The organism is Ruegeria sp. AH3, assembly GCF_056536265.1.
In genome coordinates, this window is record NZ_JBQFJL010000002.1 from 144,449 (window position 1) to 163,565 (window position 19,117).

Below are 19,117 nucleotides of genomic sequence, written 5' to 3' on the forward strand. Positions count from 1 at the left end.
AATGGCGGGAAACTCGACACGGGAGGAATTAGATGTCGATAAAGGACCCTTTTACGGATTTGGAGATAAAGACGGCGGATGCCGGATTTTATGAGAATTACAGCGTTCCGATTGCGCTTATCAGTAAGGCGATCATGGTTGCGCTGGTGCTGTGGGCTTTGGTGTTTCCGGCCAATGCGAACGGCACGCTGGGCAGCTGGAACGGCAAGCTTCTGGAAAGCTTCAACGGCTTCTACGTCATCATCGTCGGGCTGTTCTTCTTCTTTCTGGCCATAGTGGCCATCATTCCGGGCACCGGCAAACGCGTCATGGGCACACCGGGCGAAAAGCCCGAGTTCTCGAACTTTTCGTGGTTTTCGATGATGTTCGGGGCCGGTCTGGGCGTCGGCCTGATGGTCTTTGCCACAGCCGAGCCTTTGGGCCTTTGGGGCTCGAACCCGGTGGTGGTGTCGGAAGATGTGGCCGGCAACACGCCCGAGGCGCTGCAGTCGGCCTATCGCTTCACCTTCCTGCATTATGGCTTCCATGCTTGGGCGATCTACGTGGTGACTGGCCTGTCGCTGGCCTACTACGCCTATACCCGCGACATGCCGCTGACCATCCGCTCGGCCCTGACGCCGCTGTTCGGCAAGCTGATGAACGGCTTTCTGGGCCATGTGGTTGACGTGCTGGGTGTTGTTGCAACGATCCTGGGTGTTTCCGTCACCATTGGTTACGGCGTCAGCCAGTTCATCGACGGTGTCTATGCCATCACCGGCATGGAATGGGTGATGGATCTGGGTGGTGAAGTGCCAACCCCGTCCAAAGTGGGTCTGATCACGGGTCTGGTTGTCATCATGTGCCTGTCGATCATTTCGGCGGTATCGGGTGTTGGCCGGGGTGTGAAATACCTGTCGAACCTGAACCTGGTTCTGTCGATCATCCTGCTGGGCACCTTCGTTGTGTTCGGCTCGTTCGTCTTCGCCATGACCACTTATGGCACGGCAATGGTCGACTATATCCTGCACTTCATCTCGCTGAGCTTCGGTGCCTATGGTCCGCTCTCGGCCGAAGCCTTCGCGGCAGCTCTGCCTGCCGAGGCACAAGCCCACGCGGATGCCCTGATGGGCGGTGCAACCAATGCCTGGGGCAGCTTTGACGGCTTCAAGAGCGGTCTGGAAGGGGCAGCGGCGGAACTGGATGAGGCCACACTGGCCGCAGCCTATGCCGCAGGCGAGCAAGGTCGTCAATTCGGCTGGCAAGCCGGCTGGACCACCTTCTACTGGGCTTGGTGGATTGCGTTCTCGCCGTTTGTGGGCCTGTTCCTGGCACGCATCTCGAAGGGACGTACCGTGCGTGAGTTCATCCTTGGCTGCGTCTTCGCACCTGCGCTGGTCTGCTTTGCATGGATGACCGTTCTGGGCGGAACGGCGATTGACCTTGAGCTGGCAGGCGCGGCCGAGGGCGCGATCATCGGCGCATCGAACACCAACAAGCTGTTCGTGACGCTGTCCTACATGATCGACGGTGGCCTGCTGTCGATGCTGAACGTGATGTGCGTGATCCTGATCATGACCTTCCTGGTGACCTCTGCGGACTCAGGTATTCTGGTGATGAATACGATCATGTCAGGCGGCAGCCAGGAGACGGGCATCAAGCACCGTATCATCTGGGGTGTGATCCTGACGGCAGTGATTGGTGCGCTGATCCTGGCGGCGGGTGAAAACAACCCGATGGACGCATTGCGCAACGCAATGATCATCGGTGCACTGCCATTCACCATGGTAATGGGCCTGATGTGCATCTCGCTGTGCAAAGCGCTCTACCGTGACGGGCTGCGTGACAAGCACGAAGGCACCGCTACACAGGCTGCTGAATAAGCCACAGCGCTCAAATCCAAACCAAGAACGCCGCCCAATTCGGGCGGCGTTTCGCGTTTGAGAACTCAAAAAAGAAGCCGTCTCAAAAGAAAGACGGGCCAGTTCGGGGAGTGTATCCGGCTCAGTAAGACTGGTTCAATTCATCCGCCGCCGGTATCTCACGTTCACGACGCGCGATATAATCCAGCAGCGCTTCATTCTTGGCATCGTCCAGCTTGGGTTCCTGATACTCGGCCAGCAGCTTGCGCGCATGTTTGAGAGCGCGCTCGGTGATCTCGATGCTGCCCTCGGCCTGCCATTGCTCGATCGAATTGTTGTCGAAGAGCTCAGGCATGAAGAAAGCCTGCTGGAAGTTCTCCTGCGTGTGCGGATGGCCCAGATAGTGACCTCCGGGGCCTACATCAGGAACCGCTGCGACAGCTTGATCGAAGTCGGCCCATTTGGGGCCTTCCGCCATGCGATAAGCCATTGCGCATTGTTCGGCATCGACGATGAACTTCGCGACCGAGCAATGCATCCCGGCCTCATTCCAGCCCGCCGAATGCCAGATATAGTTTGCTCCAGCGTGGATCACGGCGCTCAAGGTGGTAGCGGATTCGTACCCGGCCTGGGCGTCAAAGGTCTTGGCCCCGCCCAGCGTGTTCGAGGTCCGCCATGGCACGCCATAGTATCGCGCCATCTGGCCGATCATGAAATTCATGAGGCTGATCTCAGGCGTACCTGCCATCGGTGCACCGGACTTCATCGAGACCGTGGATAGGTAATGCCCGTAGATCGCGGGCGCCCCCTTGCGGATGACCTGAGTATAGGCCAGCGCGCTTAACGCTTCGGCGTTCAACTGCGCCACTGTGGCCGGTACACTGGCGGGTGTGTTGGCACCGCCCAACACGAAAGGCGAACACAGCACCGGCTGCTTACGGCGGCAGAACGCGCGCATCGCGCCCAGCATGGTTTCGTCCCACACCAGCGGGGAGTTTCCGTTACAGTTACCCGTGGTGACAGGGTGATCCTCAAGATAATCCTCACCGAACAGGATCGCGCACATCTCCATCACATCCTCGGCGTTCTTGGGCGATGTCGTCATGCCCATGAACGTCTTGTCCGAGTGCTTCATGGACGAATAGGTGATCCGCAAATGCCGCTGGCTGATCGGGTGATCATATGGCTCGACGATATGGTGTGCCGAAGAATGCAGCGCGGGCATCATATGTGCCAGCTTATGGAACATCGCCAGATCGTCCAGCGTCGGGTTACGGCGCACATCATCCAGATCGCGCAGGAACGGCGCGCCGGTCATCGGCACAAAGATTGAGTGATTTCCACCCAGCCGCACATTCTTATTCGGGTCGCGCGCGTGGTAGGTGAAATCCGAAGGGATCGTGGCGATCAATTCGCGCACCAAGCCCCGATCGAGGAAGACAAGCTCGCCCTCGACCTTTGCGCCCGCCTTCTTCCAGTCTTCCAGTGCAATCGGATCACGGAACTGGACGCCAACATTCTCCAATATATCCATCGAGGCCGCGTCGATCCGTTCGACATGCGCCTGATCCATCACCTCGCACAGCGGTATGCCGCGCGTCAGGCCCGGAAGCATGTCAAACTTGGGTGTGGTGCGGATGGCGCGGCGGGCCAACCGCCCACCAGACCGGGAACGAGTTACCGTTTCTGTCGTCATCAGGTTTCTCCAGCAGTTTCCACGATCCTTTCAGTTTTGACGACGGCTCACTTGACGATTCCCGAAACCCGCTTGCAGGAAACGACATGATCGGACTTTGAACGCTATCGACCAAATTCGCTTCGACCGCAGCCGCTGTTTAAGACCTCCAGAATGGGCACAGGCGCTCTTTCAGGGTGCCTAAACTTCCAACAAATCGCGCGCTGAAGCTGGATAAAGGTGGTCTGGTCAGCAGCCACTATGGAATAAACCTTCGGATACGGATATCCATTCATTCAATTCATCGAAGAAAGAAATCTGACAAAACGAACTAATCCAGCAAATATGGCGTTGCTATATCCGCTTCAGTACAAAGCGGAGATTGCCGGATGCCAGTGTCATCAAAAACCATGCTCTCAACCCCGAAGGCCGACGGGTATGTCGAACAGCTTTCCAAACATTTTGGCCACAAGATCAATGTTGAACGACAAACAGATGAGGTCGTGTTCCACTTTTCAGCTGGCACGGCGCGGGCACAGGCCGAGGGTGACATTCTGCGGTTGAGCGCCCAAGCCGAGACCTTTGAACAGTTGCAGAAGTTGCAAGAAATCCTTGGCTCTCATTTAGAGCGGTTCGCCTTTCGCGAGGATTTGCGCGTGATTTGGCCCGAAGCTACGGACATTGAATAAAGGATAATGACGATGAGAGCTTTGACGATAACCGCAGCGTTGTTCCTCGCCACGACCGCGTTCGCACATGAAGCCCCAACTCATGAACATGCGCAGATCTTCCCGATCCCAGCCTACGCGCAGCCTTACGGACCGGCATCGGGCGTCGCAGCCCTTGAGGCGGCCCAGACGTTTCTGGCCAGCATCGACGATGGCGCGAAGGCTCAGTTCATGTTTGATATGGGCAGCCCCAACCGCGCGCAATGGTCCAACCTGCCTGCGGGGATCGTTGAGCGGACGGGTATCTCGGTCGGCGAACTCTCGGACGAGCAGCGCGCGTTGCTGTTTGAATTCCTGGCGTCATCGCTGGGCGAGGACGGCTATCAGAGCGTGGTCGAGGCGTTGGCCGCTGAGACGTTCCTGAGTGCGGACAAGCGCGCCAAACAGCTGCAATGGGCACCAGAGAATTACTGGCTGTCTTTCTTCGGCACACCCTCAACCGACGGATCATGGGGATGGCAGTTCGGCGGGCATCATCTTGCCCTGAACATCTCGATCGAAAGCAACCGGATCGAAACCATGTCGCCCACGTTTGTCGGCACCGAACCGGCAATATTTACAGTCAACGGAGTTGACTATCAGGCTGTGCGCGACATGCACCTGTCCGGGTACGCAGTCTTTTCTGCTCTGAACGCAGCACAACAGACCGCTGCAGATGCGGGCACAATCCCCGAGGATGTGCTGACCGGACCGGGGCAGGATGGCACCATTCCGTCGGTGATCGGCTTGTCTGCCGCGGATATGGATACCGGGCAGCGAGAGCTATTGCTGGCTGCCATCAAGGAATGGGTTGCGATTCAGCCGGATGAAAACGCCATCCCGCGCATGGCCGAACTGTCTGATGGATTGGAAGACATCTCATTTGCCTGGTCGGGAACCGATGAGGTCAACACACCCACATATATGCGCATCCAAGGCCCGACGTTGATCATCGAGATGCTGTCGACCGGCGGCAATGTAGGCAGCAGCGCCGTGGGTTCGGGGCACTACCACACAATCTATCGCAACCCGACCAAAGAGTACGGCCAATAAACTCTCGCAACGCATAAGCCCATCAAGTCGAAATAATCATGATCGAAGACCGTCAATCTAGAACTCTGAAGCCGCCAAATAAATCACTGGGGTGAAGTCGAGTCATCGCCACATCAGGGCGGTCGAAACAGCGAGGATGATTTCAGCGCTTGCCTGCGCATTGCGCGTGTAGGTGTGTCAACGTCGCCGGATTGCACCTGGTCGCGAGAGGCTGGGTGTTCTCCACCAGTCCTGCACCGAAAGCTCCCAGCTATGCCCAGATACCAGCCGACTTCAGTGCCGCGACAGAAGACCGTGCTGGCCTGCTGCTCAACGACAATCAATCCGTTGAGCAAAATCTAAGGCGAACAGGTTTATTTCGCCGGAACCGCCCGGCTTGACCGTTTAGTCCTCAACGCTTGGCACATCACAAAGGAACGAGCCATGTCTACCACACCTCTGACCCGCACCGAGATCTCTCTGCACTGGATCGTCGGGCTGGGTATGATCGCGGTCATTGCCATGGGTCTGTACCTGACCCGCACGGAACAGTTCGCCCTGTACGGTCTTCACAAATCCCTCGGCATGCTCCTTTTTGTCTTCATTCTATGGCGTGCGGTTCTGCGTCTGCGCATGGGATGGCCACAAGAGGTCAACTCTGACACCCGTATGGGACACGGTCTGGCGCGGGTGGTTCATTGGGTGCTGATCCTGGGCACGATCGCGATGCCGTTGTCGGGTATGCTGGATGCTTATATGTCCGGTCGCGGGCTGACACTCTTTGGTCTGGATCTGGTGGCGGCCAACCTTGGCGACACCGGGCGACCAATTGCCATCAATGAAAGCCTGGCAGAGCTTGGTGAGCTCATCCACATTCTAGCCGCCAAGATCGTTATCGCTGCAATCCTTCTGCACGTCGTCGGAGCGATCAAGCACCACATCATCAACAAGGACGGTACCCTGAGGCGGATGCTGGGAGCACGTTAAGCAAATTTTCTGCGCCCGGTTCGCACGGCCTGCTATCCGTGTGAACCGGTTTTCAGGGATAACATCTGACAATTTGAACTGGCTTCGGTCTCAGTCAATGTGCTGCTCCACGGAACGGCGCACAGCTTTCTCAAGATGATCCGCAAAGGCTCGCACACGCCGTGGCTGGGTTCGACCAGGTGGGAAGAGCATCTGCAGCGGCGTCGGTGATGGCGCGTAAGATGGCAGGATTTCTACTAGGTCTCCATTATCAATGTCGGCGCTGACATCCAGCGCAGATTTCAGGATGATCCCGCGCCCCTCCAACCCCCACTGCCGAACCAACGCGCCATCATTGGCGACGCGATCACCTCTGACGGTAACGACCTGCTGCTCAGAACCGTGCCCAAAGCGCCATTGATTATCGAGATGGGTACCAAATCGCATCACGAGGCAGTTATGCGTGCTCAAGTCCGATGGCGCGCTTGGGGTTCCCTGCCGCTCCAGATAGTTCGGTGCAGCACAGACCAGCCGCCGAAACTCACCCAGACTACGTCTTCGCAATGTGCTGTCACCGATCTCGCCGAAGCGCAAAGCAATGTCGATACCTTCACCCACCACGTCGACATAGCCATCCGAAAGCGACAGTTCGATCGAAATATCCGGATGCTCTGTCAGAAAATTCCCGATTGCCTTTGACACAATCGAGCGCCCCAAGTCATTGGGCGCGGACACTCGGATAGGTCCGCTGAGCGTTTGTGCACCCATACGGATACGCGCATCAAGCTCGTCAACGGATTCCAATACTTCGCGCGCACCTTCGACCAGTGCGCGGCCTTCTTCCGTCAAGCGGACGGAACGGGTCGTCCGGTTCAGCAGTACGACGCCGTAGTGTGCTTCGAGGGCTGCCAGTCGCTCGGACACTGTGGTTGCGGACAATCCCGCCTCGCGCGCGGCTGCGGTGAGTGAACCTTTTTCGACGATCTGCAGAAATAGAGCGATGTTCTTCAGAAGCATTATGCGGAATTTCCGGATTATCTATTCGATCAATACCCGTTTATCCGGCAGAGGCAACGGGATAAGTACTCCTCAGTACCGATTGAGGATAAATAACATGGCAAAACTAACCATCGTGGCCAACATCAAGGCCAACCCGGATCAGATCGAACTGGTGAAGGCTGAGCTGATCAAACTGATCGACATCACTCGCGCCGAAGAGGGATGTATCAATTACGACCTGCATCAGGATAACGACAATCCAGCGCATTTCCTGTTTTATGAGAACTGGGAATCGCGCGAATTGTGGCAAACCCATATGAATAATCAGCATCTGAAGGACTATATGGCCGCCACCGAAGGTGCGGTTGCGGAATTCACGCTGAACGAAATGACCTCGGTCGGCTGAACGCCACCCAGGCTCATCACAAAGGAAGGCGATCATGCTGTTGGACACCCCGATCTGCGACTTTGGCTGGAAGGCGCCGGACTTCACGCTAAAAACTCCGGCTGGCGTGCCGGTCAAGATGTCTGACCATCTGGGGAACGGCTTGCTGATCGCTTTCATTTGCAATCATTGTCCATACGTCAAAGCCATCGCTGCCCGGCTTGCAAGTGATGCGGATTACCTTATGTCCAAAGGCATTGGCGTTTTGGCGGTGATGTCCAACAATTATCAGGATTACCCTGAAGACGCGCCGCCCCGGATGGAGGAATTTGCACGTCGCAACGGTTTCGCCTTTCCCTATCTCGTTGATGAGGACCAGTCTGTGGGTCGAGCGTATAACGCAGTCTGCACGCCGGATTTTTTCGGACTGAACGCCAATGGTGAGCTGCAATATCGCGGTCGACTGGATGATGCACACATGGGAGCGACCGATAATCGAACTCCGGAACTGGTCAACGCCATGCTCCAAATCTCAGAAACCGGTCAGGGACCACGCGAGCAGATCACCTCGATGGGTTGCTCGATCAAATGGTCGCGCAGGTAAGACATGCCAATCGAGACTCTGAATCATGTGAACCTGCGGACTACGCGTCTGAGCCAGATGATCGAATGGTACCAACACGTATTGGGATTGAGGGTCGGTGAACGGCCGAATTTTCCGTTTCCGGGCGCATGGCTCTATGCCGGCGACACCGCTTACGTGCACTTAGTGGGGGTTGAGACCGAAGCGGTGGGTTCGGAAACAAGCCTGAAGCTTGAGCATTTCGCGTTCTCCGCAAACGGGCGCGCAACGTTCGAGGACAAGCTGCAACAGTTGGACGTCACGTATCGGCGCACGGATTTGGCTGCAGCAAATATTGTGCAACTGAATGTCTGGGATCCTGATGGCAATCACATTCATATCGACTTCGCCATGGATGAATAAGTGATAGCCAGTTAAGTCGCCCCTCACCCAACCAATATACAAAGCCGTCTGCTTATACCGCTAGACATCCCAGCCTCAAGGTGGCCCTGGGCACCGCCGCGCACTGCGCGAATGACGTTATTCGGATGTGTTCTTCAAAGAGGCCATGAGGTTGTGGAACTTCTCGCCCTGCACGGCGACGTGGGTGCGCAATGCATTCGCCGTTTCCTCTGGATCTCCTTTGTCGAGCGCATTCACGATATCCTCGTGTTCGGACATCGACTGCTCCATACGTCCACGGAACCGCAGCTGTTGCCGCCGGAAGGGTTTCAACCTTCTATGCAACTTCGACGCCTCTTGCTCCAGAAACGAGTTGCCGGACTGATTGTATATGATTCGATGAAACCGCTCGTTTTCGAGGTAGTAGGTATCCGGGTCCCCGGCATCCACCGCCATCTGGCACTTGTTGTTTGCGTCGGACAAATCCTCCAAAGCCTTGTCCGATATGCGCAGAGCAGCAAGGCGTCCGCAAACAGCTTCAAGCTCAGCCATGACCTCAAACATCTCCATCAGCTCCACCGGGCCGGGCTGTCGGACAAAAGCGCCACGGCGCGGGATGAGGTCAACCAACCCCGACAGGGCAAGCCTTTGAAATGCTTCTCGAAGTGGTGTGCGTGAAACGCCGAATTGATCAGCCAGGCGAACTTCGTCCAGACGATCTCCGGCTGGGAAAGTGCCGTCAAAGATCAGCTCTTCCAGGTCTTGGGCAATGGTATCCGCAAGGCGTTGGTCCATGGCTTATTGTTTTATTCACAAATTAACGAGAACTCAAGAATTCAATTCTTGTATACAAAATACTTGACTAAAAAAACATAAGCCCCCTATGATTTCCAGTATCCCCGGTCAGCCCGGGTTTCACAGGGAGGAAAAAATGAAAGCCATTCTCAAAACCGCCGTTGCCGCGATGGCGCTTGCATCTGCCGGTACGCTGGCCAGTGCAAAAGAACTACGTCTGTCGCATCAGTGGTCGAACAAAGACATCCGCCATCAGGTGGCGCAGATGGTCGCCGATGAGGTCGCCGCTGCCGATGTCGACCTGGACATCAAGATCTTCGGCTCGAAATCGCTGTTCAAACCGCGCGAGCAGTACAAGCCGCTCAGCCGGGGTCAGCTGGATATGACGGTTCTGCCGCTCAGCTATGCCGGTGGCCAGCAGCCCGCCTATAACCTGACGCTGATGCCGGGTCTGGTGAAGAACCACGATCACGCAGCCCGCCTGGCGGATTCCCCCTTCATGGACGCGCTTGAGGCCAAGATGGCCGACGATGATGTAATGGTTCTGGTACACGGCTATCTGGCTGGTGGCTTCGCCGGTAAGGACAAATGCATCACCAACCCCGAGGATGTGGCGGGTCTGCAAACTCGCGCGGCTGGTAAGTCGTTCGAGCAAATGCTGGCAGGTGCAGATGCTTCGATCGCATCCATGGCATCGTCGGAAATCTATAACGCGATGCAAACCGGCGTTCTGCAGGCAGCCAACACCTCGTCTTCGTCCTTCGTCAGCTATCGCATCTACGAGCAGGTCGCGTGCTACACCCCTGCGGGCGATGTGGCCCTGTGGTTCATGTATCAGCCGCTGCTGATGAACAAATCGACCTTTGATGGTCTGAACGAAGAACAGCAGGCCGCCCTGCTGGCTGCTTCGGAAAAAGCACAGGCCTTCTATCTGGAAGAAGCCAAGAAACAGGACGCAAACTCGGCCAAGGTCTTTGAAGAGGCTGGTGTCGAAATTGCCGAGATGAGCCCGGAAGACTTCGAAGCCTGGCGCGCCCTGGCACAAGAGACGTCCTACAAAGCCTTCGTAGAAGAGGTTCCTGATGGGCAGGACCTGCTGGACAAGGCTCTGGCGGTCGAGTGACCCCCTCTCACCGGGCGGCCCCGCCGCCGCCCGGCCCCTGATCTCAGTTCTGATCTTCTCTGATCTTCAGACTTAATTGCATCTCAATCACAGGAGGCGCAAATGGCCGGTCATAGCTCTGCCGTTGCTTCCCACACAGGGAACAATCCCTTCCTTCGCTTCGTCGCCGCACTTTCAACTCTGGCGGGCTGGTGTTCCGCAGGAATGATCGTCGCTGCTGTCGCTATCACTTGCCAGATGATCGTCGTGCGCTTCGTGCTGAATCAATCGACCATCTGGCAAACCGAAGCGGTCATCTATCTGGTCATCGCGGCCACGCTGGTCGGGCTGCCTTATGTGCAGCGCCTGCGCGGGCATGTGAATGTCGACCTGATCCCAATCTCACTGGCACCGCGTGCGCGCTTCTTCATGGCGATCCTGACTTCGGTTCTGTCCATCGCCATCGTCTCAGTCATGCTGTTCTACGGCTACGAGTATTGGCACTTCGCATGGGAGCGCGGATGGAAATCCGACACCGTTTGGGGCGTTCGCCTGTGGATCCCCTACCTCGCCATCCCAGTTGGCTTTGGTCTGCTGTTGTTGCAACTGATCGCCGATCTCGTCGCCGTCCTGCTTGGCATCGATAAACCATTTGGTCTGGAGTAAAGCCGATGGATCCCCTTCTGCTCGGCGCTATTGTCGCCATCGCCACCATCCTTGTTCTTTTCTCGGGCGTGTCCGTGGCCATCGGCCTGCTGATCGTCTCGGCTGGGTTCCTAATCGTCTTTGACGGACCGCGCTCGCTGGAACTGATGCCGGAAATCCTGTTCGGCAAACTCGATAACTTCGCCCTTCTGTCTATCCCGATGTTCATCATCATGGGGGCCTCAATCGCCTCTACCAGAGCTGGAGCGGATTTGTACGAAGCGCTGGAACGCTGGCTGACCCGTGTTCCCGGCGGTCTGGTCGTATCAAACCTCGGTGCCTGTGCCCTATTTGCGGCTATGTCCGGTTCGTCACCCGCGACCTGTGCCGCCATCGGCAAGATGGGTATCCCGGAGATGCGCAAACGTGGCTATCCTGACGGCGTCGCCGCCGGTTCGATCGCTGCAGGCGGTACTCTGGGAATCCTGATCCCGCCATCGGTCACCATGATCGTTTACGGTATTGCCACCGAAACCTCGATTGGCCGTCTGTTTCTGGCCGGTGTGATCCCGGGCCTTATGCTGGTGGGTCTGTTCATGGCCTGGTCGCTGTATTCGACCTGGAAATCCGGTGACGCGACCCGTCTGGGTTCGGGCAGCTACACCTGGGCCGAACGGTTCGAGATTCTGCCGCGCGTGCTGCCCTTCCTCGGCATCATTCTGGGTGTGCTTTACGCCATGTATGGCGGTATCGCCACCCCGTCGGAAACGGCTGCTGTCGGTGCCCTGCTCTGCCTGCTGATCGCGATGATCATCTACAAGCTGTGGAACCCCAAGGACATCTGGGTCGTGCTGCGCGACAGCACCAAGGAAAGCGTGATGATCCTGTTCATCATCGCCGCTGCCGGTGTGTTCTCTTACATGCTCAGCTCGCTGTTCATCACACAGGCGATTGCCGAATGGATCGGTACGCTGGACGTGAACCGTTGGGTTCTGATGGGTGCGGTCAACGTGTTCCTACTGATCGCCGGGTTCTTCCTGCCACCCGTGGCTGTGATCCTGATGGCGGCACCGATCCTGCTGCCGATCATCACCACCGCCGGCTTTGACCCGATCTGGTTCGCGGTTGTGCTGACCATCAACATGGAAATTGGCCTGATCTCACCCCCGGTTGGTCTGAACCTTTATGTAATCAACGGCATTGCGCCCGACATCTCGCTGAAGACCATCCTGACCGGTTCGTTGCCCTTCGTGGCCTGTATGGTGATCGCAATCATCCTGCTCTGCCTGTTCCCCGGTCTGGCCACCTGGCTGCCCGACGTGATCATGGGAGCAGCGGTATGACCCTGCTGGCGGATCTTCTATCCACCGTGTTCGAGCGGCGTTACCGCCGCGACAGCGCGGTGGCCCCGGATGGCCGCCCGCTGACCGAACTGGCCGACGCGCTGGTTGGGTCAGCAGGGGAAACCTCGGGGCTGGCTCTGGCCGAGGAAATCCTGACACGGTTCGATACGCTGAGCGATGACGACAAGCTGGAGTTCTTCCGCTATCTCGCCACCGCCATGAATATCGACCCCGAGGCGGTGCGTTCGTCACTGGACGAGTACGAGCGCAACCCCTCGAAGGCCAGCTATCGCACCTTTGCCGCTGCCGTCGAACCGGCGCGGCAAGAGATGATCCGCCGCCTGAACCGAGTACCCGGTGCCACCGGGGCGCTGGTACAGATGCGGGCCGACCTGCTACGGTTGGGCGGCAAGGAGCCCGAGTTGCAGGCGCTTGATCTGGATTTCCGGCACCTGTTCGCCAGCTGGTTCAACCGCGGCTTTCTGGTGCTGCGCCCGATCAACTGGGAGAGCCCGGCGCATATCCTTGAAAAGATCATCGCATATGAAGCGGTGCATGCTATCGACAGCTGGGACGACCTGCGCCGCAGGCTTGAACCCACGGATCGGCGCTGCTTTGCCTTCTTCCACCCCTCGATGCCGGACGAGCCGCTGATCTTTGTCGAAGTGGCGCTGAACAGCGGCATTCCGGGTTCGGTTCAGGCTTTGCTTGCCGAAGACCGCGATCCGTTGCCTGAAGATCAGGCCGATACGGCGGTGTTCTATTCGATCTCCAACTGTCAGGCGGGGCTCGCTAGCATCTCTTTCGGCAACTCGCTGATTAAACAGGTGGCCTCGGACCTGTCGGCTGAGTTGGCGGGGCTTAAGACTTTCGTCACACTCTCGCCAATTCCGGGGCTGACCAAATGGTTGTCGCAGGAAAGCATCGATTGGAACATCGAAGAGCCCGATCAGATGAAGGCGCTGGCCGCACATTACCTGCTGAGCGCCAAAGGCCGCGGCGATCTGCCGTTTGATCCGGTAGCACGGTTCCATCTTGGCAATGGCGCGCTGGTCCATGCGGTCCATGCCGATGCCGATGTTTCGGACAAAGGCCGGGCGCAGTCTGGCGGGACAATGGTCAACTATCTTTATGACCTTGGCCGTGTGGCCCAGAACCACGAGCAGTTCGCCAATACCCGCGAGGTCATCGCCTCTCCCGAGGCCAAATCGCTTGCCGCGTCAGCCTCTCTCACCACGACACAGGAAAGGTAACCCTTATGGCCAATCCTCTCTATGACGGTTTGTTCGGCGCTCATGCCGGTAAAGACACAGCCTTTTTGCAGCTGCTCGACGGAACGACCATCACCCATCAGGACTTTTTGAGCACCGCCGCACAGATCGCCCATGTGGCAACGCAGCTGGGGCTGAAACCCGGCGACCGGGTTGCGGCGCAGATCGAGAAATCGCCCGAAGCGCTGGCGCTATATGCTGCCTGTGCGCAAGCAGGTCTTGTATTCCTGCCGCTCAACACCGCCTACACGGTGGATGAACTGACCTATTTCATCGAAAACAGTGGCGCCTCGCTGATCGTTTGTGACAGCCGCAGCGAAGAGAAACTCGCCCCGGTTGGTGCGCAGCTTGACGCGAAGGTGGAAACCCTGAACGCTGATGGCAGCGGCAGCCTGATGGAGCAGGCAGCCGCCATGCCTGCCAGCTTTGAGACCGTTGACCGTGACGGCGATGATCTGGCCGCGTTCCTCTATACCTCGGGGACCACGGGCCGGTCGAAGGGTGCAATGCTGACCCAGAATAACCTGTTGTCGAATGCGCAGGCGCTGGTCAAGGAATGGCGCTTCACATCCGACGACGTGCTGCTGCACGCGCTGCCGATCTTTCACACTCACGGACTATTCGTGGCCACCAATGTCACGCTGGCCGCGGGCAGCAGCATCGTTTTCATGCCCAAATTCGATCTGGATGAGATCATCGGACGGATGCCGGAAGCCACGACCATGATGGGCGTGCCGACCTTCTACACCCGTCTGCTGGATGATGATCGTTTCACCAAGGATCTGGCCGCACATATGCGCCTGTTTGTTTCGGGCTCGGCCCCGTTGCTGGCCGAAACTCATGTGCAGTTTGAAGAACGTACCGGTCATCGCATCCTGGAACGCTATGGCATGACCGAAACCAATATGAACACTTCAAACCCTTATGACGGTGACCGCCGCGCAGGCACCGTAGGCTTTCCCTTGCCCGGGGTCGAACTGCAGATCTGTGATTCAGATGGCAATCCGCTGCCGCAGGGCGAGATCGGCGAGATCGAGGTGCGCGGGCCCAACGTGTTCAAGGGCTACTGGCAGATGCCGGAGAAAACCGCCGCCGAACTGCGCGAGAATGGGTTCTTCATCACCGGCGATCTGGGTCGCATCGACGATGATGGGTATGTCCATATCGTTGGTCGCAACAAAGACCTGATCATCTCGGGCGGATACAACATCTATCCCAAGGAAATTGAGCTGGTTCTGGATGATCAGCCCGGCGTTATGGAAAGCGCGGTGGTTGGCGTGCCGCATCCTGACTTTGGCGAAACCGTTCTGGGTGTGATCGTGGCCGAGCCGGGCCAGTCCCCCGATCTGGATGCGATGATGGGTGCCGTTCGTGACAGCCTTGCGCGGTTCAAGCATCCTCGCAAACTGATCCTGCTGGATGAGTTGCCCCGCAACACCATGGGCAAAGTTCAAAAGAACGTCCTGCGTGACCAGTACAAAGACATGTTTGTGGCCGCCTGACATGACCTTCCCCGACCATGCAGCCACTCTCCTCGAATATGCTGCAGGTCAAACTTCAACGGCCAGCGTACGCAATCTTTGCGTGCACTGGTCGTTGCATTTTTCGGAGTTGATCAATGTATCGAAATATTCTCGTGCCCGTTTCCTTTGACGCAGATCGCGACGTCGCGCAGTCTATCCAGGTTGCACGGGCCCTTTGGCAAAGTGATGGCAGTTTGACATTGCTGCATGTTGTCGAACATCTGCCGCAATACACCAGCGACTTGCTGCCCGAGAACCACTTTGAAATTGCCAAAACGGCGATCAGCGACAAGCTGAAACCGCTGATCGGTGATATTCCGGGCGCCAAAGTTGAAGTGGTCGAAGGGCACGCAGGCCGCGGGATTTTAGACTATGCGGCGTCACATGAAACCGATTGCATAGTCATCGCAAGCCACCGCCCCGGCCTGCAGGATTACCTTCTGGGTTCGACCGCCGCACGCGTGGTACGTCACGCTCCGTGCTCGGTTCATGTGGTTCGATAACAGATATCTGAGGCATCCGTTGAAGCATATATCGACGGATGCCCGCACACCGTTATCTTGACTGGTCGAACCCATAGCGGACCAGCTTACGCGAGCGTTCGGTAATAAAAAGTTAGCCCACGGCAGGATGGCTGCGCACAGATGCATCCCGCAGTTAATCAAACTGCTTCAGCAGCTTCAGTGAATGAACAGGACACCTTCCAACGACACTGCAGCCGTTCCCTCAAGGAACACCCTGGGATCGTCGTATTCGCAAGAAATCACACCACTCCGCGCCGATAACTGACGCGCTAACAGTTGTTTTTTCTCTAATACTTCAGACCAATAAGGTGTCAGACAGCAATGCGACACGCCCGACACTGAATCCTCTGGCACTCCGTTCGCCGGGGCAAAAAACCGTGAAACGAAATCAAACTCTCCTGACCCTTGCGCGGATATGATGACTGCCGGCAATGGCAATTTTGCCAGAGCGGCGAAGTCCGGAGCACAGCTCAGAACGTCATCTTCGTTGTCAAAAACCGCCAGATAATGCTTTGCGGCCAGTAATTTCGCAGGCCTCTTCCCAAGTGCTTCGATCAGGCCCGAGGGGGCGTCGATCACCTCTGGCACAAGTGCGGGCATATCCAGTCGCAGTCCGGTTTCCCCGCGTCGAACAGTCATTTGGACAGAACTGGAATGAAAGGTGACCGCTTCCAACCCTACCCCGAGATTGGAAAACACCACATGAGCAGCGGCGAGCGTCGCGTGTCCGATCATATCGACCTCGCGCGTGGGGGTGAACCAGCGAATGTCGTATTCGGCAAGTGCGTCGCTGTTGTGTGCATTTGCTCTGGGAACAAAAAACACCGTTTCAGATTGGTTCAACTCACTCGCGATGGATTGCATGACCGATGCAGGCAGCCATTCGTCAAGCGGGCACACACCCGCGGGGTTTCCTCTGAGGGTGCGGTCTGAAAAAGCGTCGACAATATAGGTCTGAAGTCTCATTTTCTGTCTTTGTCTGATCTGTTGGATAACCCCGAAAGAGATCGGAGCGACCTATACGGATGGCCGCAACGGGCGCATAAGCAACCTCAACCGCCTACGTTCTCACGACACCCGGCGCGCCGAATAGGGCACGCCGGATTTCAGTCTTACAGTTGCGGCAGTTCGGCTGTTTAGCAGTGCCCTGCTATGGCTGAGTCAGCCGCCAGTTGACTTATTTACTGAGCAGGATTTGTCGAGGGTAGTTTGTGATATATTCGAATCCTGTTTCGGTGACGACGACGGAGTCGCCGATCCGGCCACCATTACGCAACAACACTGTGACGAAGCGCGTCTGATCCACCGCAAGGCCATCGCGCTTTGCGAAAACGGCGACGCGCAGAAATTTGTTGCCCTGAACCAGCAGTCGCAGACGCTGATAGGCTCATTGATAGGCAACGCGATACTTCGGGAGCTCTGGAACCAGGCTCATGTTCAAGCATCCAGCGTGTGGCACCGTATGGAGAAAACCGTTGGGCAGGAGGTTTATGACGCCCTCATGATTGAAACCAAGGAGTTGCTCGCTGCGCTGGAGCAAGACGACATAACTGCAATTGGACACATTCAACGCGTCCACATCGGATACGAGTACCGTCTGATCTGCATATACCTGCTCACGCACGAGGTTGAATCGAACGCTTGAAGCAAGCTTTCACAAGAAGTGTTCTGTGGGCCTGATAGACATATCAGACTGACAAGGCATCCCTGCAACGCCAACACAAGGATAGTTATCTGATGAAAATTGGAGTTATCGGCACTGGTACCATCGCAGTAGCAGTCGTCGAAGGAATGGCGGCTGATGGTCATCAGATCACTGTATCCCGCCGCGGTGAAACGCAGTCTACCGGTTTGGCCCGTAAGTTCTCAAACGTGACGGTCGCAGACAATCAGAACGTGATCGACGCAAGCGACGTCATTTTCTGGGCTTGCTAGCTGAACAGGCTCACCCCGTGCTTGAAGGCCTAAAGTTCCTGCCGGATCAGCAAGTCATTTCACTTATGACCGGCCCTACGCTGGAAGAACTGACGGACATGGTTGCCCCTGCCCGCGCAGTGGCCAACATGATCCCATTTCCGGGGATTGCAGTTGGCGGCTCTCCAATTCTGGTGCTTGGCGATACATCTATTGTGGATGACCTGTTCGGCGCACGAAATTCGGTATTTCAGATGAATAATGTTGCCGAACTGAGCGCCTATCTGGCTGCGCAGGCCGTGTTGTCGCCAGCTGTCTTTATGGTTCAAGGCGCAGGTGACTGGCTTGGTCAGCAAGTGCAGGACACCGAACAAGGCGAAGCCTTTCTGCGCACGCTTGTCGGATCAAGCCTGATTTCCGCGCCAAGCTGCCGACAGCTGGTCCAGTCACTGAACACGCCCGGCGGCTACAATCAGCGCCTTCGCATGCATATGGAATCTTCTGGGTTGCTGACAAATCTGAAAGAGGGGTTGTCCGATCTATGAAAGTATACGGGTTGGGTCTTGCTTTATCTGCATGAAGTCAGGGGCTGATCTCTGATTTGCAGCTTAAATCTCAACATCGACTGAAATAAGATGTATACAGCCCACTAAAATCGAACTCAGCTCACGCGGAAGGCTCCGATACTTGATTATTACCGAACGACAGATCGATGCACCTGCCAAGGTCACAGTTGACCAGATTCAGGAGCAAATTCTTGAACGTATCTGCTTTGCGCATTACCGGCCCGGCGATCAGCTGAAAGAAGCCGCGCTCGCTAAGGAGTTCGGCGTCAGCAGAACTCCGGTCCGGGATGCAATTCAGCGTATCGGGCATTTAGGTCTGGTCGAAACACGCAATGGTGTCGGGACAGTTGTCATTGAGCTTTCGGGCAAGCGTATACGCCATCTCTATGAAGTGAGGATGGTGCTGGCCGGTCTGATCGGAGAACTGTCACCAACCTCTATCGAAATCCATCATCAGGAAGAGATCCGGTCGATTCATGAATGCGCCCTGGCGCTGCGGGAACGGCTTGACTCTCAGGAGTTCGTGAAACTTAACCAGCGCCTTCAGGCGTTGATCACATCATTGATCGGCAATTCGACACTGCGCGAGTTCTGGAACCAGGCCTATTTTCAAGCGACCAGTGTTTGGCACCGCATGGAGCAACTGGTAGGGTCTGACGCATATGATGCACTGACCCGGGAAACATCCGATTTATTGATGGCGTTGGAACGTAAAGATATCGCGGCAGTCGGATATATACAGAAAATCCATATCGGATATGCTTTCCAATTGATTGAGCAACATCTGTTGGGCCAACCGAAATGACATCAGGATACAGCTTCACAATCAATCTTTCGATCCGATGGCCGGTCGCAGGAATTGTGATTT

At 56.6% G+C, this 19,117-nt stretch carries 20 protein-coding genes and 1 pseudogene; 17 read left to right on the forward strand and 4 right to left on the reverse strand.

Annotated elements, in window-relative coordinates:
• The first annotated feature begins 32 nt into the window (after positions 1–32).
• Positions 33–1,859, forward strand: a complete 1,827-nt coding sequence (locus tag ACR3EM_RS18240; protein WP_480472060.1) for a BCCT family transporter — start codon at positions 33–35, stop codon at positions 1,857–1,859.
• A gap of 121 nt (positions 1,860–1,980) precedes the next feature.
• Here the strand turns inward: ACR3EM_RS18240 and ACR3EM_RS18245 are convergent, their stop codons facing one another.
• Positions 1,981–3,534, reverse strand: a complete 1,554-nt coding sequence (locus tag ACR3EM_RS18245) for a trimethylamine methyltransferase family protein (RefSeq protein WP_480472061.1) — start codon at positions 3,532–3,534, stop codon at positions 1,981–1,983.
• A gap of 368 nt (positions 3,535–3,902) precedes the next feature.
• Between ACR3EM_RS18245 and ACR3EM_RS18250 the strand changes: the two genes are divergently transcribed.
• The 3 genes from ACR3EM_RS18250 (at position 3,903) to ACR3EM_RS18260 (ending at position 6,239) form a co-directional block, all read left to right on the forward strand.
• Positions 3,903–4,202, forward strand: a complete 300-nt coding sequence (locus ACR3EM_RS18250; RefSeq protein WP_480472062.1) for a DUF2218 domain-containing protein — start codon at positions 3,903–3,905, stop codon at positions 4,200–4,202.
• A 12-nt stretch (positions 4,203–4,214) separates the two neighbouring features.
• On the forward strand, positions 4,215–5,273 hold the full coding sequence (locus ACR3EM_RS18255; protein ID WP_480472063.1) for a DUF3500 domain-containing protein: 1,059 nt from the start codon (positions 4,215–4,217) through the stop codon (positions 5,271–5,273).
• A 423-nt stretch (positions 5,274–5,696) separates the two neighbouring features.
• On the forward strand, positions 5,697–6,239 hold the full coding sequence (locus tag ACR3EM_RS18260) for a cytochrome b (protein WP_480472064.1): 543 nt from the start codon (positions 5,697–5,699) through the stop codon (positions 6,237–6,239).
• Between the two features lie 90 nt (positions 6,240–6,329).
• On the opposite strand, the gene ACR3EM_RS18265 is transcribed toward ACR3EM_RS18260, so the two are convergent.
• Positions 6,330–7,235: a LysR family transcriptional regulator gene (locus tag ACR3EM_RS18265; RefSeq protein WP_480472065.1), complete on the reverse strand. Its 906-nt coding sequence runs from the start codon at positions 7,233–7,235 to the stop codon at positions 6,330–6,332.
• A gap of 97 nt (positions 7,236–7,332) precedes the next feature.
• Here ACR3EM_RS18265 and ACR3EM_RS18270 point away from each other — a divergent pair.
• From ACR3EM_RS18270 to ACR3EM_RS18280, 3 genes and pseudogenes are all read left to right on the forward strand, one after another.
• Positions 7,333–7,506 (forward strand): annotated as a pseudogene (locus ACR3EM_RS18270) (putative quinol monooxygenase); the annotation flags it as partial.
• A 151-nt stretch (positions 7,507–7,657) separates the two neighbouring features.
• Positions 7,658–8,206, forward strand: a complete 549-nt coding sequence (locus tag ACR3EM_RS18275) for a thioredoxin family protein (protein ID WP_480472066.1) — start codon at positions 7,658–7,660, stop codon at positions 8,204–8,206.
• A 3-nt stretch (positions 8,207–8,209) separates the two neighbouring features.
• On the forward strand, positions 8,210–8,587 hold the full coding sequence (locus ACR3EM_RS18280; RefSeq protein ID WP_480472067.1) for a VOC family protein: 378 nt from the start codon (positions 8,210–8,212) through the stop codon (positions 8,585–8,587).
• Between the two features lie 117 nt (positions 8,588–8,704).
• Here ACR3EM_RS18280 and ACR3EM_RS18285 read toward each other — a convergent pair whose 3' ends face one another.
• Positions 8,705–9,361 (reverse strand): GntR family transcriptional regulator, encoded by a 657-nt coding sequence (locus tag ACR3EM_RS18285; protein WP_480472068.1) that lies wholly within the window; start codon positions 9,359–9,361, stop codon positions 8,705–8,707.
• 136 nt (positions 9,362–9,497) lie between these two features.
• Here ACR3EM_RS18285 and dctP point away from each other — a divergent pair, with 136 nt between their 5' ends.
• The 6 genes from dctP (at position 9,498) to ACR3EM_RS18315 (ending at position 15,748) form a co-directional block, all read left to right on the forward strand.
• Positions 9,498–10,484 carry a TRAP transporter substrate-binding protein DctP gene (gene dctP, locus ACR3EM_RS18290; RefSeq protein WP_480472069.1) on the forward strand — a complete coding sequence of 329 codons (987 nt, stop codon included), beginning with the start codon at positions 9,498–9,500 and terminating at the stop codon, positions 10,482–10,484.
• 102 nt (positions 10,485–10,586) lie between these two features.
• Positions 10,587–11,129, forward strand: a complete 543-nt coding sequence (locus tag ACR3EM_RS18295) for a TRAP transporter small permease (RefSeq protein WP_480472070.1) — start codon at positions 10,587–10,589, stop codon at positions 11,127–11,129.
• 5 nt (positions 11,130–11,134) lie between these two features.
• Complete coding sequence (locus ACR3EM_RS18300; RefSeq protein WP_480472071.1) at positions 11,135–12,451, forward strand: TRAP transporter large permease; 1,317 nt, start codon at positions 11,135–11,137, stop codon at positions 12,449–12,451.
• Entirely contained in the window at positions 12,448–13,704 is a 1,257-nt protein-coding gene (locus ACR3EM_RS18305) for a malonyl-CoA decarboxylase (protein WP_480472072.1), read from the forward strand. Before ACR3EM_RS18300 ends, ACR3EM_RS18305 begins: the two co-directional genes overlap by 4 nt.
• A 5-nt stretch (positions 13,705–13,709) precedes the next feature.
• Positions 13,710–15,224 carry a malonate--CoA ligase gene (locus tag ACR3EM_RS18310; RefSeq protein WP_480472073.1) on the forward strand — a complete coding sequence of 505 codons (1,515 nt, stop codon included), beginning with the start codon at positions 13,710–13,712 and terminating at the stop codon, positions 15,222–15,224.
• A gap of 116 nt (positions 15,225–15,340) precedes the next feature.
• A complete protein-coding gene (locus tag ACR3EM_RS18315; RefSeq protein ID WP_480472074.1) occupies positions 15,341–15,748 on the forward strand; it encodes a universal stress protein in 408 nt (135 codons plus the stop codon).
• Between the two features lie 177 nt (positions 15,749–15,925).
• Here the strand turns inward: ACR3EM_RS18315 and ACR3EM_RS18320 are convergent, their stop codons facing one another.
• Positions 15,926–16,735, reverse strand: coding sequence for a PhzF family phenazine biosynthesis protein (locus ACR3EM_RS18320; RefSeq protein WP_480472075.1), 810 nt, complete (start codon positions 16,733–16,735; stop codon positions 15,926–15,928).
• A 229-nt stretch (positions 16,736–16,964) separates the two neighbouring features.
• Between ACR3EM_RS18320 and ACR3EM_RS18325 the strand changes: the two genes are divergently transcribed.
• The 4 genes from ACR3EM_RS18325 (at position 16,965) to ACR3EM_RS18340 (ending at position 19,054) form a co-directional block, all read left to right on the forward strand.
• The gene (locus ACR3EM_RS18325) at positions 16,965–17,414 is read left to right on the forward strand and encodes an FCD domain-containing protein (protein ID WP_480472076.1); all 450 of its coding nucleotides are present in this window, start codon (positions 16,965–16,967) and stop codon (positions 17,412–17,414) included.
• A 92-nt stretch (positions 17,415–17,506) separates the two neighbouring features.
• The gene (locus ACR3EM_RS18330; protein WP_480472077.1) at positions 17,507–17,704 is read left to right on the forward strand and encodes an NAD(P)-binding domain-containing protein; all 198 of its coding nucleotides are present in this window, start codon (positions 17,507–17,509) and stop codon (positions 17,702–17,704) included.
• A gap of 65 nt (positions 17,705–17,769) precedes the next feature.
• Positions 17,770–18,228: a pyrroline-5-carboxylate reductase gene (locus ACR3EM_RS18335; protein ID WP_480472078.1), complete on the forward strand. Its 459-nt coding sequence runs from the start codon at positions 17,770–17,772 to the stop codon at positions 18,226–18,228.
• Between the two features lie 142 nt (positions 18,229–18,370).
• The gene (locus ACR3EM_RS18340) at positions 18,371–19,054 is read left to right on the forward strand and encodes a GntR family transcriptional regulator (protein ID WP_480472079.1); all 684 of its coding nucleotides are present in this window, start codon (positions 18,371–18,373) and stop codon (positions 19,052–19,054) included.
• The last annotated feature ends 63 nt before the right edge of the window (positions 19,055–19,117 follow it).

Coding starts and splice junctions, on each gene's coding strand:
- ACR3EM_RS18240 (WP_480472060.1), top strand. CDS start 33: ATGTCGATAAAGGACCCTTTTACGGATTTGGAGATAAAGACGGCGGAT.
- ACR3EM_RS18245 (WP_480472061.1), bottom strand. CDS start 3,534: ATGACGACAGAAACGGTAACTCGTTCCCGGTCTGGTGGGCGGTTGGCC.
- ACR3EM_RS18250 (WP_480472062.1), top strand. CDS start 3,903: ATGCCAGTGTCATCAAAAACCATGCTCTCAACCCCGAAGGCCGACGGG.
- ACR3EM_RS18255 (WP_480472063.1), top strand. CDS start 4,215: ATGAGAGCTTTGACGATAACCGCAGCGTTGTTCCTCGCCACGACCGCG.
- ACR3EM_RS18260 (WP_480472064.1), top strand. CDS start 5,697: ATGTCTACCACACCTCTGACCCGCACCGAGATCTCTCTGCACTGGATC.
- ACR3EM_RS18265 (WP_480472065.1), bottom strand. CDS start 7,235: ATGCTTCTGAAGAACATCGCTCTATTTCTGCAGATCGTCGAAAAAGGT.
- ACR3EM_RS18275 (WP_480472066.1), top strand. CDS start 7,658: ATGCTGTTGGACACCCCGATCTGCGACTTTGGCTGGAAGGCGCCGGAC.
- ACR3EM_RS18280 (WP_480472067.1), top strand. CDS start 8,210: ATGCCAATCGAGACTCTGAATCATGTGAACCTGCGGACTACGCGTCTG.
- ACR3EM_RS18285 (WP_480472068.1), bottom strand. CDS start 9,361: ATGGACCAACGCCTTGCGGATACCATTGCCCAAGACCTGGAAGAGCTG.
- dctP (WP_480472069.1), top strand. CDS start 9,498: ATGAAAGCCATTCTCAAAACCGCCGTTGCCGCGATGGCGCTTGCATCT.
- ACR3EM_RS18295 (WP_480472070.1), top strand. CDS start 10,587: ATGGCCGGTCATAGCTCTGCCGTTGCTTCCCACACAGGGAACAATCCC.
- ACR3EM_RS18300 (WP_480472071.1), top strand. CDS start 11,135: ATGGATCCCCTTCTGCTCGGCGCTATTGTCGCCATCGCCACCATCCTT.
- ACR3EM_RS18305 (WP_480472072.1), top strand. CDS start 12,448: ATGACCCTGCTGGCGGATCTTCTATCCACCGTGTTCGAGCGGCGTTAC.
- ACR3EM_RS18310 (WP_480472073.1), top strand. CDS start 13,710: ATGGCCAATCCTCTCTATGACGGTTTGTTCGGCGCTCATGCCGGTAAA.
- ACR3EM_RS18315 (WP_480472074.1), top strand. CDS start 15,341: ATGTATCGAAATATTCTCGTGCCCGTTTCCTTTGACGCAGATCGCGAC.
- ACR3EM_RS18320 (WP_480472075.1), bottom strand. CDS start 16,735: ATGAGACTTCAGACCTATATTGTCGACGCTTTTTCAGACCGCACCCTC.
- ACR3EM_RS18330 (WP_480472077.1), top strand. CDS start 17,507: ATGAAAATTGGAGTTATCGGCACTGGTACCATCGCAGTAGCAGTCGTC.
- ACR3EM_RS18335 (WP_480472078.1), top strand. CDS start 17,770: ATGACCGGCCCTACGCTGGAAGAACTGACGGACATGGTTGCCCCTGCC.